This is a genomic window from Streptomyces sp. SAI-127 (genome assembly GCF_029894425.1).
Lineage (GTDB): Bacteria > Actinomycetota > Actinomycetes > Streptomycetales > Streptomycetaceae > Streptomyces.
The window spans coordinates 416087-431463 of sequence record NZ_JARXYJ010000001.1 but is presented as its reverse complement, the minus strand read 5'-3'; the positions used below and the strand labels follow the sequence as shown (position 1 = coordinate 431463).

At 69.6% G+C, this 15377-nt stretch carries 14 protein-coding genes; 11 read left to right on the top strand and 3 right to left on the bottom strand.

The genetic code is table 11. The features are described from left to right. Nucleotides 1-106 precede the first annotated feature (106 nt). On the bottom strand, nt 107-898 hold the full coding sequence (locus M2157_RS02155; RefSeq protein WP_280860079.1) for an alpha/beta fold hydrolase: 792 nt from the start codon (nt 896-898) through the stop codon (nt 107-109). Between the two features lie 582 nt (nt 899-1480). Here M2157_RS02155 and M2157_RS02150 point away from each other — a divergent pair. The 9 genes from M2157_RS02150 (at nt 1481) to M2157_RS02110 (ending at nt 9832) form a co-directional block, all read left to right on the top strand. Next, the gene (locus M2157_RS02150; RefSeq protein WP_280860078.1) at nt 1481-2320 is read left to right on the top strand and encodes a helix-turn-helix transcriptional regulator; all 840 of its coding nucleotides are present in this window, start codon (nt 1481-1483) and stop codon (nt 2318-2320) included. A gap of 85 nt (nt 2321-2405) precedes the next feature. Beyond that, nucleotides 2406-3281: an MBL fold metallo-hydrolase gene (locus tag M2157_RS02145; protein WP_280864211.1), complete on the top strand. Its 876-nt coding sequence runs from the start codon at nt 2406-2408 to the stop codon at nt 3279-3281. A 187-nt stretch (nt 3282-3468) separates the two neighbouring features. Next, on the top strand, nt 3469-4950 hold the full coding sequence (locus M2157_RS02140) for an MFS transporter (protein WP_280864210.1): 1482 nt from the start codon (nt 3469-3471) through the stop codon (nt 4948-4950). 81 nt (nt 4951-5031) lie between these two features. Next, a complete protein-coding gene (locus tag M2157_RS02135) occupies nt 5032-6069 on the top strand; it encodes an AvrD family protein (protein WP_280864209.1) in 1038 nt (345 codons plus the stop codon). Between the two features lie 70 nt (nt 6070-6139). Beyond that, nucleotides 6140-6835 carry an AAA family ATPase gene (locus M2157_RS02130; protein WP_280860074.1) on the top strand — a complete coding sequence of 232 codons (696 nt, stop codon included), beginning with the start codon at nt 6140-6142 and terminating at the stop codon, nt 6833-6835. Between the two features lie 115 nt (nt 6836-6950). Continuing rightward, complete coding sequence (locus M2157_RS02125) at nt 6951-7958, top strand: beta-ketoacyl-ACP synthase III (RefSeq protein ID WP_280864208.1); 1008 nt, start codon at nt 6951-6953, stop codon at nt 7956-7958. Nucleotides 7959-8134: 176 nt separating this feature from the next. Continuing rightward, a complete protein-coding gene (locus tag M2157_RS02120) occupies nt 8135-8401 on the top strand; it encodes an acyl carrier protein (protein WP_280864207.1) in 267 nt (88 codons plus the stop codon). A gap of 76 nt (nt 8402-8477) precedes the next feature. Then, a complete protein-coding gene (locus tag M2157_RS02115; protein ID WP_280864206.1) occupies nt 8478-9227 on the top strand; it encodes an HAD-IB family hydrolase in 750 nt (249 codons plus the stop codon). After that, nucleotides 9224-9832 carry an AAA family ATPase gene (locus M2157_RS02110; protein ID WP_280864205.1) on the top strand — a complete coding sequence of 203 codons (609 nt, stop codon included), beginning with the start codon at nt 9224-9226 and terminating at the stop codon, nt 9830-9832. Before M2157_RS02115 ends, M2157_RS02110 begins: the two co-directional genes overlap by 4 nt. Here the strand turns inward: M2157_RS02110 and M2157_RS02105 are convergent. Together M2157_RS02105 and M2157_RS02100 are read right to left on the bottom strand one after the other, a co-directional pair. Then, entirely contained in the window at nt 9730-10851 is a 1122-nt protein-coding gene (locus tag M2157_RS02105) for an SDR family oxidoreductase (protein ID WP_280864204.1), read from the bottom strand. The two genes, M2157_RS02110 and M2157_RS02105, sit on opposite strands and share 103 nt — an antisense overlap. Nucleotides 10852-10947: 96 nt before the next feature. Next, a complete protein-coding gene (locus tag M2157_RS02100; RefSeq protein WP_280864203.1) occupies nt 10948-11238 on the bottom strand; it encodes a transposase in 291 nt (96 codons plus the stop codon). A 297-nt stretch (nt 11239-11535) separates the two neighbouring features. On the opposite strand from M2157_RS02100, the gene M2157_RS02095 reads away from it, so the two are divergent. After that, a complete protein-coding gene (locus tag M2157_RS02095; protein WP_280864202.1) occupies nt 11536-12435 on the top strand; it encodes a helix-turn-helix domain-containing protein in 900 nt (299 codons plus the stop codon). 219 nt (nt 12436-12654) lie between these two features. Beyond that, on the top strand, nt 12655-14802 hold the full coding sequence (locus tag M2157_RS02090) for an ATP-binding protein (protein WP_280864201.1): 2148 nt from the start codon (nt 12655-12657) through the stop codon (nt 14800-14802). Nucleotides 14803-15377: the final 575 nt, after the last annotated feature.

The following is a 15377-nucleotide window of genomic DNA, read 5'->3' as shown; positions in this document are numbered from 1 at the left end:
GCGTGCGAAATGGGTTATTCCTGGTCGGTTTCCTTGACCAAGTTTTTGTTTCCGGTTGGTCTGCGAAGCATGGTTTTTACATTCCGGTATCCGGTCGGCCGTCGACTCAGATCCGCTCCGTGGTGAACGGCAGCAACTGGGAGATCACCCGCAGCGTGGCCTCGGGGTACTCCCGGTGGAAGAAGTGGCCGCCCGGCAGGGTGTGCACCCGGAAGTCGTACGACGTGTGCCGCGCCCACTCCTGGGCCTGTGCCGGCGTCAGCAGCGGGTCGTTCTGCGCCGCCAGCACCCGCAGCGGTACGGGCAGCGGCACGGCGGGGTGACGCGGATGGCTGTGCACCAGACACAGGTCATCCCGCAGCAGGTCGACGGACCTGCGCAACCAGACCGGGTGACGCGCCACCCGGTCCGGGACACCGCCCAGGCCCCGCATCCACGAGGTGAGTTGGGCGTCGGAGGCGTTCCGCGGGGCCACGGCGGAGCGCGGCAGGTGCGGCGGCGCGCACGCCCCCACCATCAGCAGCTCCGGCGCGCGCCGGTCCGTCGCCACCAGGCGCCGGGTCAACTCATGGGCGATCAGACCGCCCAAGCTGTGCCCGTACACCGCGTAGTGCCCCTGCATCAAGGGGGCCAGCTGCTCGTCGAGTTCGTCCAGCAGCCGCCCGAAGTCGAAGATCCTCGGCTGCCGTATCCGACGCTCCCGCCCCGGCAACTGCACGGGAACCACGGTGACGGCCGGGCCGAGCCAATCCTGCCAGCTGCTGAAGGAGGAAGCAGCACCTCCCGCGTGATGGAAGCAGAACAGCCGGATCGAGGCGGTGTCCGGCCATCGCTGCCACGGCAGAAGACAGGGGGGCGCGGTGCCGGGGCGTGGGGCAAGGTGGTCACTGGGCGTCATGTCCTCACCGTCCTGAGAGCGCTGTAGGGGCACCGGGTGCTTGCGGGGTGTGCGGAGGCGGTGCCTGTGCCGTGGTCCTCCGCCGTCCGGTCGTGCGGTTCGGTGCCTGTGCCTTGGCCCCGTGCCGCCCGGCTGGGCATCCGCGCTCCGCACTCCCACCCCGTCGCCGGTGTCGGCGGACTCGCCGTGTCTCGGCCGCCGGCCCCGGGGGAGCCGCTCCGCGCTGTCGGCTCCGCCTCGTCGCGGACCACGATGAGCACGTGGTCGTAGGGGCCCACCTGTTCAGCCCTCCGGGTCGGCCCTGCAAGTTCCGCACCTGCCACCGGGCCACGGCGGCGTAATCGTTGGCGATCCCTCTAAAGCCGCCCTAACGGCTACCTGGGGTAGACGCTCGGGCCAGAGCTACTTAAGGCGGGCTTTGGGCCGCCCGGTTAGACCTGCCTCCATGGCACCGGGGATCATCGAAGTTCGACCTGAACCCCGGTGGTGTAACCCCTGTCACGTGCCGCACACGGTGGGGAAGCAGGTGGGTAAGGTGGCGTACATCTCAGTGCCTATGGCTCGACAAAGGGGCGGGAAGTCATGCCGACTGGCCGTCAGTTAAAGGAACTCGGACAGTTCTTGAAGGTGCGCAGGGGGGAAGTGGACCCCACCGAAGTGGGCCTGCCACGCGCCGGCGTGCGCAGAACCCCCGGTCTGCGCCGTGAGGAAGTGGCACTTCTGGCCGGTGTGGGAGTGTCGTGGTACACCTGGATCGAGCAGGGCCGGGCTGAGAACGTGTCCGCCGAGGTGCTCGCCGCGATCTCCCGGGTGCTCAGCCTGGACGACACCCAGCGTCAGTACGTGTGGCGGCTCGCCGGTCTGAGCTCGGCCCACTTCGCCTCCTCGCCCCCACCGGACGGGGAATCCTTCAAGCCCTTCGTCGACAACTGGCTGCCCAACCCCGCCTATGTTGCCGACCGGGTGTGGAACGTGGTGGTGGCCAACGCCGCCGCCCGCGAACTGCTGGCGCTGGACTCCGGCTGCGGCAACCTCGTCGAGGACTTCTTCCTCAACACGCAGACACGCGTCCGGTACCCGGACTGGGAGCAGGACGCGGCGACGGTCGTGGCACGCTTCCGGGCCCACGCCGCGAACCACTCCGGCGACCCTCTGCTGGAGGCGATGGTGGACCGACTGCTCGCGCGAAGCGAGCAGTTCGGGAAGCTGTGGAACGCGCAGGAGGTGCAGGAGGACTCCTGCGGCATCGACCTGCTCCAGCATCCGCGGGCCGGTGAGCTGTCCCTGCGGCGGACGACGCTGGACTTCACCCCCCGACTGGGCCTGCGGCTCACCGTGTTCATGCCGGTGCCCGGGACCCGCGCGGAACGAGCCCTGCCGCTGCTCACCCTGTCGCGCGACGTAAGAGGCTCCGCGGCCTGAGAGCCGGGTTGTCCCGCCGGACCGGTGGGACAACCCGGCCTTTTTCTCTCCGTCTTCACCCTCCTCTGCCGAAAGTGCCTTCGCCATGTCTGCTGTACTGCCGCTCGAGCGGCTGACCCGTCCTTCGCCGCTGCGCTCACTCACCTTGGGGGACTGGCGACTGACCCATGTCCCGGACGGCATGGTCCAGTTGAGGCCGGAGGGCTGGTTCACCGGACTCGGCCCGGACGACCTCGCCGCGCTCGCCCCCTACCAGGACCCGGACGGTTTCCTGATCGCGTCGGTGGGCGGTCTGCTGGTCGAGCATCAGGGCCGGACCCTGCTGATCGACGCCGGATTCGGCCCCCGGCGTCTGGAGGCAGCGCAGACGCACCCCGCCCTGGGCGTGCTGGCGGGCGGTGACCTGATCACACTCCTCGGAGCGGCGGGGGTGGATGCCCAGGCCCTGGACACAGTCGCCTTCACCCATCTCCACGACGACCACATCGGATGGGTACTGGCGGACGACGGCTCCCACTTCGAGGGCGTCACGTCCTACGTGCTGTCGGCGGCCGAGTGGCGCGAGGGCGGCGGCTTGCTGCCGAGGCGCCTCGCGGACCGGGTCCGCACGGTACCTGACGGCGCAGAGGTGATCCCCGGTGTCACTCTGCGGGAGTGGCCCGGACACACCGGCGGCCACGCGGGATACGTGGTGGACGTCGCGGCCGACCGGTCCGGGGACGACGGCGTCCGCCGGGTGCTGGTGCTCGGGGACGCCCTGCACTCTCCTGCCCAAGCGGCACACCCTGAGTGGCGGGTGTTCTTCGACGGCGCGGGCGAGGAGGCGGTCAGGACGCGCAGGGCCGTGCTCGAGGAGGCCGCGCGGCCGGGCACCATCTGTTACGCCGGGCACTTCGCGGACGTGGTCTTCGGCCGGGTCGAGGCCACGGACGGCGGCTTCCGATGGCAGCCCGTGGAGTGAACGGACCGCGCCGATACGGCAATTGCGCCGTGGACGGCAGGGCGCGGGTACTCCACCCCGGCCCGCTGTGCGGTCCGCGACGCTCGGAAGCCCGCCTGCCCCCGGTCAAGGGCGGAGCCTGTTGGCGGCGACCAATATGTTGAGCGCGCACTGTTTGGTGATCGCGATCGGCGTGAGGCTTCTGGCCATGCCGAAGACACACTCCTCAGAACTCTCCATGACGGGGAAGCAGAAGACGATCCTCGTCGTTCTGCTGGGCGCGCAGTTCATGTTCGCCGTCGACTTCTCCATCCTCACCGTGGCGCTGCCGGAGATCGGCTCGGACCTCGGGTTCGGGCTCGACAGCCTCCAGTGGATCTCCACGGCCTTCGCCCTGACCGCCGCCGGCTTCATGCTGCTCTTCGGACGCATCGGCGACCTGATCGGCCGTAAGAAGCTCTTCCTCGTCGGGATGGCGCTGCTGACGGTCTCCTCGTTGCTCGGTGGTCTGGCCACCAGCCCCGGACTGATGATCGTGGCCCGGGTGCTGCAGGGCCTCGCCACGGCGATCGTCACCCCGTCGGGCATGGCGCTGATCACCACCAGCTTCGAGGAGGGCCCGCTGCGCACCAAGGCGCTCGGGCTGAACGGCGCGCTGCTCTCCCTGGGCTTTGCCGGTGGCGCGGTCCTCGGCGGTGTGCTCACCGACCTGCTCTCCTGGCGATGGGACTTCTTCATCAACGTCCCGGTCGGCGTGGCCCTGTTCATCGGCGGCATCCTGGTGATCACTGACTCGGTGGCCGAGGACCGGCCCAAGCTGGACGTGCCCGGGTCGATCACCGTCACCGCGGGCCTGCTCGCCTTCGTGTACGGCGTCACCAGCGCCGAGCGGGAGGGCTGGGACTCCCCCCAGACCTGGGCCACGCTCCTGGTCGCCGCCGTACTGCTGGTCTCCTTCTATGTGATCGAACTGAAGTCCGCCGCGCCGCTCGCCCCGGTGCGCATTCTGAAGGCCAACTCCGTCAAGTGGGGCAACCTGGGAGGTCTGATCACCTTCTCCATGGAGTCGGCCCTGTCCTTCCTGCTCACCCTCTATCTCCAGCAGGTGCTGGGCCTCACCCCGTTCCAGACGGGCCTGATGTTCGGCTTCCTGGGACTCGGCGCGTTCCTCGGCGGCACCTTCGCATCGAAGATCATCGCTCGTACCGGCGCCAAGGGCAGCCTGGTCCTCGGCCTCGCGGTGCAGGGTGTGATGACCGGTGTGCTGTTCTGGCTGGGTGAGGACAAGACCGTGGGCATCGCCGCGGTCCTGGTCACCACATTCGTCGGCGGGTTCGGTCACGTCCTGGCGATCGTCGCGTACACCGTCGTCGGCACCTCCGGCATCGAGGACCGCGAGCAGGGGCTGGCCACCGGTCTGGCCGCCATGACCCAGCAGATCGGCTTCACCCTCGGCATCCCGGTGATGTCCGCCGTCGCCGCCTCGCAGTACGGAGCGCTGGACAACGGCGTCGCCTCCGCGGCCGGCGTCCTGGACGGCACCACCTTCGGCATCCTCGTCGACGGGCTGGTGGTCCTGGCCGGCGCCCTCGTCATCAGTGTCCTGTTGCGGACGGCGAAGTCCGCTGCCCCCACCGTGGTGCGCGTCGGCGACGGCGAGGGGGAGCCCAGCCTCACGGTCGCCCCGTAATCGGCCTCCCGGCCGCTTCGGGTGCGGGGCCGCTCGCCCCGCACCTACGGCCCGGTACGCACGGCACAAGGAAGGAACCCGATGTCTGCTCAGTCTGCCTCGTCCCTTCTGCCCGTCACTCCGCCCTATCTCCCGGACGTCTCCGACTACCTGGGCGCACCCGAACGCCGGTTCTTCGGCGAGGGATACAAACGTGCCCGCCACCGCCTCACCGGCCTCCACATACCCGAGGCGGTGGACGGCCCGGCCGCCGGGGCACCCGCACTGGCCGCCACCGCGCAGGTCGACTACCCGCGTGACTGGTCCCGCAAGGGCGACACCGACCAGCGGCCGCACCTGTCCACCGTCGACGTCCTGCTGCTCGGCGCCCAGCTCACCGAAGCCCTGCTCACCTCCCATCTGAGCCTGACGGACCGGGAGCTGGCCACGGTCTGGCTCGCCCGGGTCCGTATCAAGGCCGGCACCCGTCCGGTGGAGGAGGACCTGGCCGGGTTCCCGGTCTCGGCGTACATCGCCGAGGGGCTGCCCTCTCCGCGGCCCGGCCGCACCCGCACCGCAGTCGAAGCCGTCGTGGGCACGCTGCGCATCCGCCTGGAGACCGACCACCCGGACGTCCGTCCCGGCGAACGTCCCCGGGCCCAGCCCGTGGTCCGCGACGGCGGCTACGGCGACACTCACCGGCTCGGTGCCCAGCGGGTCGAGAGCATGCAGGTCAGGCCGGACACCAACGTCGCCACTGCCGACGTACGCCTCACCGGCGGCCCGCACGGCACGCTCGGCGGCATGGAGGGCGAACAGCAGCCGTCCGTACACCTGGTGGATGCGTTCGTGACGGCCCTTCAGGTCGGGCAGGTCCTGCTGTACGAGCTGGACCGTGTGCCCCGCGCCGCCTCCGACACCCTGTGGATGCGCAACACGCTGCTGGAGGCCGGCACCCCGCACCGGCCGCGCGCCACCGCCGACGGTGGTCCGCTGCCGATGCGCGCGGAGCTGCGCGATGCCGTCCTGCTCAACAACCGGCACGGCGAGACCTGGCGCCGCGCGGACATCGCCGCGCACCTCGCCGACATCACGGTCGTCTGCTCTGTGGCCCACCGTCTGCCGTCGTCCACGACCTGAACCGCCCTCACGCACGCCGGCGTTCGGGCACCGGAGCCCCGGCGCCGACCATCCACCACGGGAGAATCACATGAAGCTCGCCATCGCCGGCACCTACTCCGTCGGCAAGACCCTCACCACGATGGCCGTCTCGCACCTGACCGGCCTGCCCCGTTCCGCCGCCAAGACCATGCGGGAACTGCTGCCCATCTCGATCCCCGGCAAGACGCTGGAGGAGTGCACCCCGCCCGAGCTGATCATGCTGATCATGCGGCGCAACCAGGAGCGCGCGGTCAACGAGTCCCACCTGCCCGACGGCTTCGTCTCCGACGGTTCCTCGCTGCACGAGTGGGCCTACGGCACCGTCCGCGTGCTGGTCGGCATCAATCCCAACGAGTCGGTGAACCTGGAGACCATAGAGGTCAGCGAGGAGATCGGCTTCTACGGCAAGGTCCTGACGCAGATGGCCGTGCCCGCCAAGCAGCACGCCCGCGCCACCTACGACTCCTTCGTCCACCTGCCCATCGAGTTTCCGCTGGTCCCCGACGGGCACCGCCCGGTCAACGAGCGCTTCCGGTCCCTCGCGGACGAGCTGATGCTCAAGACCCTGGACGAGCTGAACATCCCGTACCACACGGTGGGCGGCTCCATACCCGAGCGCCTTCAGAAGATCATCGACATCTACGGCTTCAAGCCCGTGATGAGCATCGACGCGGCGATCGAGAAGGCCCAGGCCGAGTACGCGCTCATCGACACGAGTTCGGAGCTCACCCGCGCCGCCGCCTGAACCCCGGCCGCCGCGCGAGGGTGCCCGCACCCGGCCCGACCACCCCTACGGAACAGAGCCACCGCCACGAGGACACACAGAACCGGACACCACACAGGAAAGTCGGGGGAGACACATGCCGTACGCCGTCCTGCGCGGGCTCGGCGCCCATCTGCCGTCGAGGCGCGTCACCAACGCTGAACTCGCCACCCTCTTCGAGACGTCCGACGAGTGGATCACCACCCGCACCGGGATCAGGGAGCGCTACTGGGCCCCGCCCGGCCAGTCCACCGGCGACCTGGCCACCGAGGCGGGCCGCGCGGCCCTGAAGTCCGCCGGCCTCGACGACGGACCCGACGTCGGGCTGCTCATCGTCGCCACCACCACACCCGACCACCCCTGCCCCGGCACAGCGCCCGATGTGGCGGCCCGGCTGGGGCTCGGTCACGCTGCCGCGTACGACATCTCCGCGGTGTGCTCCGGCTTCGTCTACGCCCTCGAAGCGGCCGCCAACGCCATCCAGGCGGGCCGGGTCGAGCGGGCGCTGGTCATCGGGGCGGAGACGTACTCCACCATCCTCAGCCCGAACGACCGCACCACCTCTGTCATCTTCGGCGACGGAGCCGGGGCCGTCGTACTGGGCCGCGGGGCCGACGGCGAACCGGGCCGGCTGCTCGGCTTCGATCTGGGCAGCGACGGCAGCGGCAAGGATCTCATCCAGATCCCGGCGGGCGGCTCCCGACAGCGCACCAGCGGACTGCCCGCAGCCGAGGACGACCAGTACTTCACCATGCAGGGCAAAAAGGTGTTCGCCCACGCCGTCCGGCGTATGTCGGACTCATCGCTCGCGGTGCTCGACAGCGTCGGTTGGAGCGCGGACGAGGTCGGCTACCTGGTCGGTCACCAGGCCAATCTCCGCATCCTCCGGGCCGTGGCCGAACAGCTCGGGCTCGACGCCGGCCAGGCCGTCACCAATATCGACAAGGTCGGCAACACCTCCGCCGCGTCCATTCCCCTGGCGTTGGCCGACGCGGCGGCGGCGGGAAAGTTCCGCACCGGCGAACGCCTGCTGCTCACCGCCTTCGGCGGCGGTCTGACCTGGGGATCCGCGGCGCTCACCTGGCCGGACATCGTTCCCGTCTGAGGCGACGCCCCGAATACGGCGCCCCCGCACCGCGTCCCTCGCGCGCACCGCCGCCGCTGCGCCACTCCTCGGGACCCACGCGTCCCCCACCCCACGCGTGCCGAGGCCCGTGGAAAGCCCGCCCGCTCGGCACCGGAACCGTGCACCACACCGAACCGGAGAGGAAACACCGTTCCATGAGCAACTCCGTCACCTCCGCCTCCGTCGCCGCCCTCGCCGACGCGGTCCTGACCCTTCTGGTCGACAAGTACGAGGCCCCCGCCGAAACCACCGCCGCCGACACAGAGTTCGAACTCATCGGCTTCGACTCGCTCATCCTCGTCGAGGTCGCCGTCGACCTCAGCCGCCGCTACGGCACAGAGGTGGCCGACGACGAACTCCAGGAGGCGGGCACCGCCGCCGCGGTCGCCGAGCTCCTGGTGGCCAAGGGCGTTCGCGTCTGACCCTGCCGATCCTCGCGTCGCACCCGCCGACAGCGCGGCCGGCCCGGCCGCGCTCCTTCCCCGGGATGGACCCGCCATGACCCCCGCCGACCACCGCCCCGCGGCCTTCTTCGACGTCGACAACACCCTGACCCGCGGCACCGCGCTCTTCCGCTTCCTCGCCTACTGGTACGCCGTCCAGGGCCGGCCCCCGCACGAGGCCGTACGGGAACGGCAACGCCTGAAGGCCATGACCACGGCCGGGGCCGACCGGGCGGAGACCAACCGCGCCTACTTCCGGCTGCTGACCGGCGCCCCGGCCGCCGAGATCACCCGGGCCGCCGAGTCCTGGTTCCGCGCCGAGCTGGCCCGTGGCGGCTTCTTCCACGAACCGGTCCTCGAAGCGCTGCACACCCGCCGCCAGGACGGCCACCAGGTCGTCCTGGTCTCCGGCTCCTTCCCCGCGCTGCTCCTGCCCGTGCTGGAACACATCGGTGCACACCACCTGTTGTGCACCGAGCCGGAGATCACCCCGGTCTCCCGCACCTACACCGGCCGGCTGGCCGACCGCCCCCACCAGCCGATGATCGGCCGCGCCAAATCGGAGGCCGTTCGGGAACTGGCCGCCGCCCACCGCATCGACCTGGACTCCTCCATCGCCTACGGCGACCACGTCTCCGACGCCCCGCTGCTCTCCCTGACCGGCCGCGCCGTCATCGTCGGCGACGACCAGGAGCTGCGGCGTCTGGCCGCCCACCACGGCTGGGACCGGCTGCCCAAGGCCCCCGCTCCACCCGCCGTCCCCCTCCCCGAACCGAACACCGTCCCACCAGGAGCGATGCTGTGAGGATCGCCGTCGTCGGCGCCTACGGAGCCGGCAAAACCACCCTGATCACCGCCGCCACGGCCCGCATCGGCCTGCCCGCCGCCCACGGCACCCCGATGCGGGACCCCGCCGGCAGCCGGCCCAAGCCCCTGGAACAGACCACCGAGCCAGAGCTGATCCAGCTCGTCGTCCGCCGCCACGCCGAGCGACTCCTCGCCGAGGCCGCCCACCCGGGCGGATTCCTCTCGGACGGCTCCCTGCTCCACGAGTGGGTCTACGCCACGGTCCGGCTCGCCGTCGGCCTCCACCCCGGCGGCGACCGGAATCCCCAGGTCGTGACGGCCGACCCCGACAGCCCCTACCGAAGCGTGCTCGACCATCTGGGCCGCGAGTTCGTGCAGCGCGCCGTCACCTCGTACGACGCCTTCGTCCACCTCCCGGTCGAGTTCCCCCTCCACGACGACCCGCCCCCCATCAGCGAACACTTCCGCACCCTCTCGGACCGCCTCCTCCTGACCACCCTTCATGCAACGGGCATCCCGGTCCTCACAGCCACAGGCCCCCTTGAGTCCCGCCTGCACACACTGCTCACCCTGATCCCCGAGCCCGCCCCCGTGCCCCCGTGACCGACGCAGGATGACAGCGGTAGCGGCGGCATGCACGCAAAGACCCCGCAGGGTGCCCCGGCGGGGCACTGACAGCATCTGTACGGGCCCATAGCCGCCGTGAGCTGGTACTTTCCGGCACGGTCACGGTGCCGGAGGAACGTCGGCGCCGTCGTAGGGGTGGTTCCCGGTGACCGCGCCGAGCCAAACGCCGCGCGGTGTGTCTGCGAGTGTCTGTGACGCTCCCTGGGGAGGCGCGGGTACGGGTGTTGGCGTTGAGGTGTGGGTGCGGCGTGGTTGTGCGTTGGTGGTGGCGTCGGTTGGGAGCCGTCGGAGACGAGGAAGTTGAGGACCGGGGCGAGGTCGGAGTCCGGGTCACCCAGCTTGCCTCCCAGCGGGATCGTGCGGGCCTGCTCGGCGTCGTGGGCCGCGAGTTCCTCCTCTGTCATCCGCGCCCGGTACCCGTCGTACATCCCCGTCCATATCACCGGATCGACAGAGTTCACCCGGATCCCGTAGCGCCCCCATTCGGCGGCGAGGGTACGAGTGAGCGAGAGCACCGCCCCCTTGGACGCCGAATAGTGCGCTCCGTTCGGATAGGGGATGAGGGCGGCGTCGGAACCGAAGTTGATGACGGTGCCGCCGTTCTCCCGCAGGTACGGAAAGACGGCCTGAGCGGTGAGGAAGGTGCCCTTGGCATTCACCGCGAAAACACGATCCCAGTCCTCTTCGGAGATACTCTCCGCAGGCGCCCCCATTTCGATGCCGGCCACGTTGACCAGGGCGTCGACGCCGCCCAGCTCCCCGGCGGCGGCGGCCACGGCCGTGGTCACCCCGGACTTGTCCGAGACATCGGCGTGGAAGTAGGAGACGGTGCCAGGCCCCTCGGAGGTGATCTTTTCGGCGAGAGCCCTGCCCGGTTCGTCGCTGATTCCCAGTGCGGCGACCCGGGCTCCGGCTCGGGCAAATGACGCGATGGCCGCCGCCGCGATTCCCCGGGAGCTGCCGGTCACAATGATGCGCTTGTCCTGAACAGTCATGGCGCTTTCCGTATATGACGAGTGGATGCGAGGCAGACGTGTGCGCATCTGGCCTCACTCCGCCAGTGTTCCGTAGGGCACACGGTCATCAACAGGTCAAACCCTGCTCACTACTCGCCAGAATTCTCCCGACCCGCGCTGTTCGCCCTGAAGGAGTTGCGAAACGCCCAGAGCACGCAGACCAAAGGGGCCAGTAGTTACAGATCGGGGCAGGGGGAGGGCAAGCCCCGGCGTTACTGGCGCTGCCCGCGGCACCTGCTGAGACCTCGGGACGGCGAGCACGTAGCCGACGGCGGTCTCTTCCAGTATCCGGCGAAAGCGCCATTCCTGGCCGTAGGCGGCATCCGCGGTGACCCAGGTGATCGGCAGCGGCGAGGCGAGTGCCACTCGTTGGAGGGGCGGTCCGGAAAGGCCGCCCCTGACGCGTCATCAGCCCAGTACGCTCCCGACGATGCCGCTGACCAGGCCAGGTAGCGAAACGCCGCTGGAGTGTAGGCCTTGCGATGAGCCTGGCAATGCGGATCTCCAACGGCGCCCCGTCGGCGCCGATAAGAGCCCCGTCCTGGCCTGACTGCGCCACGTCGGCGGCCGCAAACCGGCACCGCGGCCCCCGGTTGCCCGCTGGGCCTGCCTGTCAGGATCTCGGCCTCCCTGGCAGGCGCCACGCTGTCTAACGTGAGGACTGTGAATGCACTCGGAGATTTCCTACGAGCCCGACGTGCCGCCGTCAGCCCGCTGGACGTCGGCTTGCCGCCGGGAGGCCTGCGTCGTACACCAGGCCTCAGACGCGAGGAGGTCGCCGCACTGGCCGGGATCAGCACGCAGTACTACGTGCGCCTCGAGCAGGGACGCGAGCGGTCGCCCTCGCCGCAGATTCTCGATGCACTGGTGTCCGTGTTCGGCCTTGATGCGCCGGCGATCAACCACATGTATCTGCTCGCCGGCCGCGCCCCTGCGACACTGCGCCCGGAGAACGATCACGAAGACGTAGCCCCCGGCCTGCAGCGCCTGCTCCAGATGTGGACGGGGCAGCCCGCGATGGTGCTGGACCGGTGGCACAACGTGCTGGCGCGGAACGCTCTTGCCGAGGCCTTGACCAGCGGCTTCACCATCACGGGCAACTACGTGCGGACCACCTTTCTCGATCCGGTGGCACGCAGCTTCCACGTTGATTGGCACAAGGCGGCCCGTGCTGTCGCGGCCTCGCTGCGCGCCACCGCCGGCACGGCCCCCAACGATCCCCGGCTGACAAGGCTCGTGAGAGAAGTGTCGGCGGCCAGCCCGGACTTCCGGCGCTACTGGGCGGACCACGAGATATTCGAAAAGGGCAGCGACATCTGCGGCTTCTCCCATCCTGTCGTCGGCTCCTTGGAACTGGTCGTGGAGACCTTCACCGTGGACCGCGACCCCGGCCAGCGGCTCATCGTGTATTACGCCGAACCGGGCAGTCCGTCGGCTGACGCGCTGGCACTTCTGGGGAGCGTGCACGCGGAGCCCGTCAGCGGAGAAGCCGGCCGCCGGGTCGGCGGGACAGCCCACTCGGCGGAGTTCCTGTCCCCGTGGCAGAAGAACGGAAGACAGTGATGCAGCGGGGCTCCGCCGGTGTCACCCATTAACGGCCTCGGGTGAATTCCTGTGATCTGCCTGGCTGTTCCTTCGGTCCGTGCTGCTTGATCACTGCCGGCACGTTCAACTTCTTTTCCGGGGTTTCTAAGTGACTGCCTTATGTGTTGACCGCCGCCACCGGCGGAGGCGTGTACCAAGTCATACCGACGCACATGTCGTTACTTTGGGTGGCCAAGAATGACCGACGTCATGTATCTGGTCAAAGGCTCGCGTTTTTCGGGGCTCGTGAATATGGGGTACGGCGGCTCGTTGGGTGACCGTGTGGTCGCGGCGCGGGATCGGGCTTTCGTCGGGCGGGCGGCGGAGCGGGCGCTGTTCCGGTCCGTGCTGGCGGGGGAGGATCCTGCCGGTGCGTCTGTTGTCTACCTGCACGGGCCCGGCGGGATCGGCAAGTCCACGCTGCTGCGGCGGTTCGCCCTCGATGCGCGGGAGGCGGGGCGGCTGGTGGTCGAGGTGGACGGCCGTACGGTTGCCGCGACGCCGCAGGACTTCGAGTACGCCGCGGGAAAAGCCACCGGCGAGCCGGGCGTGGTGCTTCTGGTCGATGCCTTTGAACACTGTCACGGCCTGGAGTACTGGTTGTGGGAGCAGTTCCTGCCGTGCCTGCCGCTGGGCGGCGTCGTCGTGATCGCCGGACGCACGGCCCCGGATCCGCGTTGGGTCGCCGACCCCGGGTGGGGTGACTTTCTGCATGTGGTGCCGCTGCGAAACCTGACCCCGGGCGACGCCGCGGCGTTTCTGCGGGTGCGCGGCGTCCCCGCTGGAGCGCACCACGCGGTGCTGTCCCTCGCCGGCGGCAATCCGCTGGCCCTGTCCCTGGCGGCGGCGGTCGCCGTTCAGCAGGAGGCGGAGGGGACACTGCGGGCGGCCGACTGGTCACCGGGCGGCGAGGTGATCGCGACGCTGTTGTCGCAAGTTGTGGGAGATCCGCCGAGTGCGGAGCATCGCACGGCGCTGGAGGTGTGCGCTCAGGCCGAGGTCACCTCTGAGGCCCTGCTGCGGGCGATGACGGGCGAGCGAGCTGCCGAACTGTTTGCCTGGCTGCGCGCCCAGCCGTTCATCGAGTCCACCTCGTCGGGACTCTTTCCGCATGATGTGGTGCGCGAGGTGCTGGTGGCTGATCTCCGGTGGCGTGATCCGGACGAATTCGTGGCCCTGCGTGGGCGGATGCACCAGTATCTGCTCGGCCGGGTCCGGGAGGTGCCCGCCGCGCAGATGCTCCAGGCGATGCAGGCCCTGATGTACCTGCAACGAGATGTCGGCGCAGCCGGCCATGTCTCCGACACCTTCGAGGGACACCCCTGCGGCCTGGTGCGGGAGCTGCCCTGTACTCCTGCCGACCATGAGCGCGTGGTGGAGCTGGTCCACGAGGCAGAGGGCGCCGAATCGGCCGCGATCGCCCGGTTCTGGCTGGATCGGCAGCCCCAAGCGTTCAGGGTCTACCGGTCGACTCGGACCGATGACATCGTTGCCTGCTCCGCATGGCTGCAGTTGAACGAGCCTGAGGGGGAGGATGTCGATCCGGTGGTGGCCGCCGCCTGGGCCCACGCGCGCGCCGACATGCCGTTGCGAGCAGGAGAGCACATAGCCATCGCGCGGTTCGACGTGGACCCGCAGGCGTACCAGCGGCCGTCGGCGTCCAACACTCTGGCCAAGTGGCGTGCGATGGGTGAGATCATCCGGGCCGACCATCTCGCATGGTCGTTCAACGTGATGCGGGACGACGGCTTCTGGCACGGTCACCTGGAGCGCTCCGAGATGCTGCCCGTTAATGCCAGGCCCGCGGTAGGCCACCACCGGTACCGTCTGGCCGCCCACGACTGGCGTACCCAACCCGTCATGGCGTGGATGGCGGAGAGACACGAAGCTCTGCTGACCGGCGCGGGTATCGTCACGTCTCCGGGCGGAACTGCTCAGGAACGGGCCGAGCATGTCGTGCTGTCCCGCTCAGAATTCGACGCCGCCGTACGGGACGCCCTGCGCGCGCTGTGGTGGCCCAGTCAACTGGCACGAAACCCCCTGAGCCGCACCCGCCGCGTCGCGGAGCACGGCCAGAGCCTGCACGATGCCCTGCTCCACGCCATCGACACCCTGCGCGATGAGCGCGGCGGAGAGAAACGTCACCACGTCGTCATGACCACGTACAGCAAGGCCGCACCCACCCAGGAAGCCGCGGCCAGGCGCCTCGGAATGTCCTTCAGCACCTACCGCCGGCACTTGGCAGCCGCCGTGAAACACGTCAGCGATGTCATGTGGGGCCATGAACTGAACGGCGCACCGTTCCTCCCCGCCGACCGGGACCGGGACCGTAATGGCTCGGTGTAACTCCCGATCACGCACGATGCAATGGACAACCAGTGAGAATGCGACCGAGAACGAGGCTGTCGAGCCGGCGGCGGCTGTGTCGGAGAAAGCCGTGCACGACCAATTGATCGACAGTTTGTCCAGCACCGTCTCGAGCGCCTGGTCATAGGTGACGTGCGCGCCAACATGATGCCCCACCCACCACCGCGTTCACATCGGCACACCGTCGGGGTCACTCGCGCTCTTCGCCGAGAAACGGGGAGGAATCACTTGAGGGCTGGCCGCTTCGATCGCCGAGGCACTCGGCCTCGACGGCCCCGAGCCCTGGGACATCGAGGCAGCCGGCGCGTTCTGGTGGCCCGCTTTCACTGGCGGGGCCCTGGCCTCCAACAGTCGCGTCCGCACCACACGAGCCCGCGACATCCTCGGCTGGAAGCCCCGCCACGGCTCGGTCACCGAGTGGATCGCCACGGACCCGACCTCGTGACCCGAAGCGGGGTGGGTCAGTGACGGTACGACTGCCTCGTCGGTCAGGTGTGGTGTGTGCAGCACTCCTAGGAAGATCCCGGCCTTCTCCTGCCATCGAAAGCACGGCA

What these genes read in the sequence shown, in the direction of transcription:
- M2157_RS02155 (WP_280860079.1), bottom strand. Translation starts at nt 898, where the DNA reads ATGACGCCCAGTGACCACCTTGCCCCACGCCCCGGCACCGCGCCCCCC.
- M2157_RS02150 (WP_280860078.1), top strand. Translation starts at nt 1,481, where the DNA reads ATGCCGACTGGCCGTCAGTTAAAGGAACTCGGACAGTTCTTGAAGGTG.
- M2157_RS02145 (WP_280864211.1), top strand. Translation starts at nt 2,406, where the DNA reads ATGTCTGCTGTACTGCCGCTCGAGCGGCTGACCCGTCCTTCGCCGCTG.
- M2157_RS02140 (WP_280864210.1), top strand. Translation starts at nt 3,469, where the DNA reads ATGCCGAAGACACACTCCTCAGAACTCTCCATGACGGGGAAGCAGAAG.
- M2157_RS02135 (WP_280864209.1), top strand. Translation starts at nt 5,032, where the DNA reads ATGTCTGCTCAGTCTGCCTCGTCCCTTCTGCCCGTCACTCCGCCCTAT.
- M2157_RS02130 (WP_280860074.1), top strand. Translation starts at nt 6,140, where the DNA reads ATGAAGCTCGCCATCGCCGGCACCTACTCCGTCGGCAAGACCCTCACC.
- M2157_RS02125 (WP_280864208.1), top strand. Translation starts at nt 6,951, where the DNA reads ATGCCGTACGCCGTCCTGCGCGGGCTCGGCGCCCATCTGCCGTCGAGG.
- M2157_RS02120 (WP_280864207.1), top strand. Translation starts at nt 8,135, where the DNA reads ATGAGCAACTCCGTCACCTCCGCCTCCGTCGCCGCCCTCGCCGACGCG.
- M2157_RS02115 (WP_280864206.1), top strand. Translation starts at nt 8,478, where the DNA reads ATGACCCCCGCCGACCACCGCCCCGCGGCCTTCTTCGACGTCGACAAC.
- M2157_RS02105 (WP_280864204.1), bottom strand. Translation starts at nt 10,851, where the DNA reads ATGACTGTTCAGGACAAGCGCATCATTGTGACCGGCAGCTCCCGGGGA.
- M2157_RS02090 (WP_280864201.1), top strand. Translation starts at nt 12,655, where the DNA reads ATGACCGACGTCATGTATCTGGTCAAAGGCTCGCGTTTTTCGGGGCTC.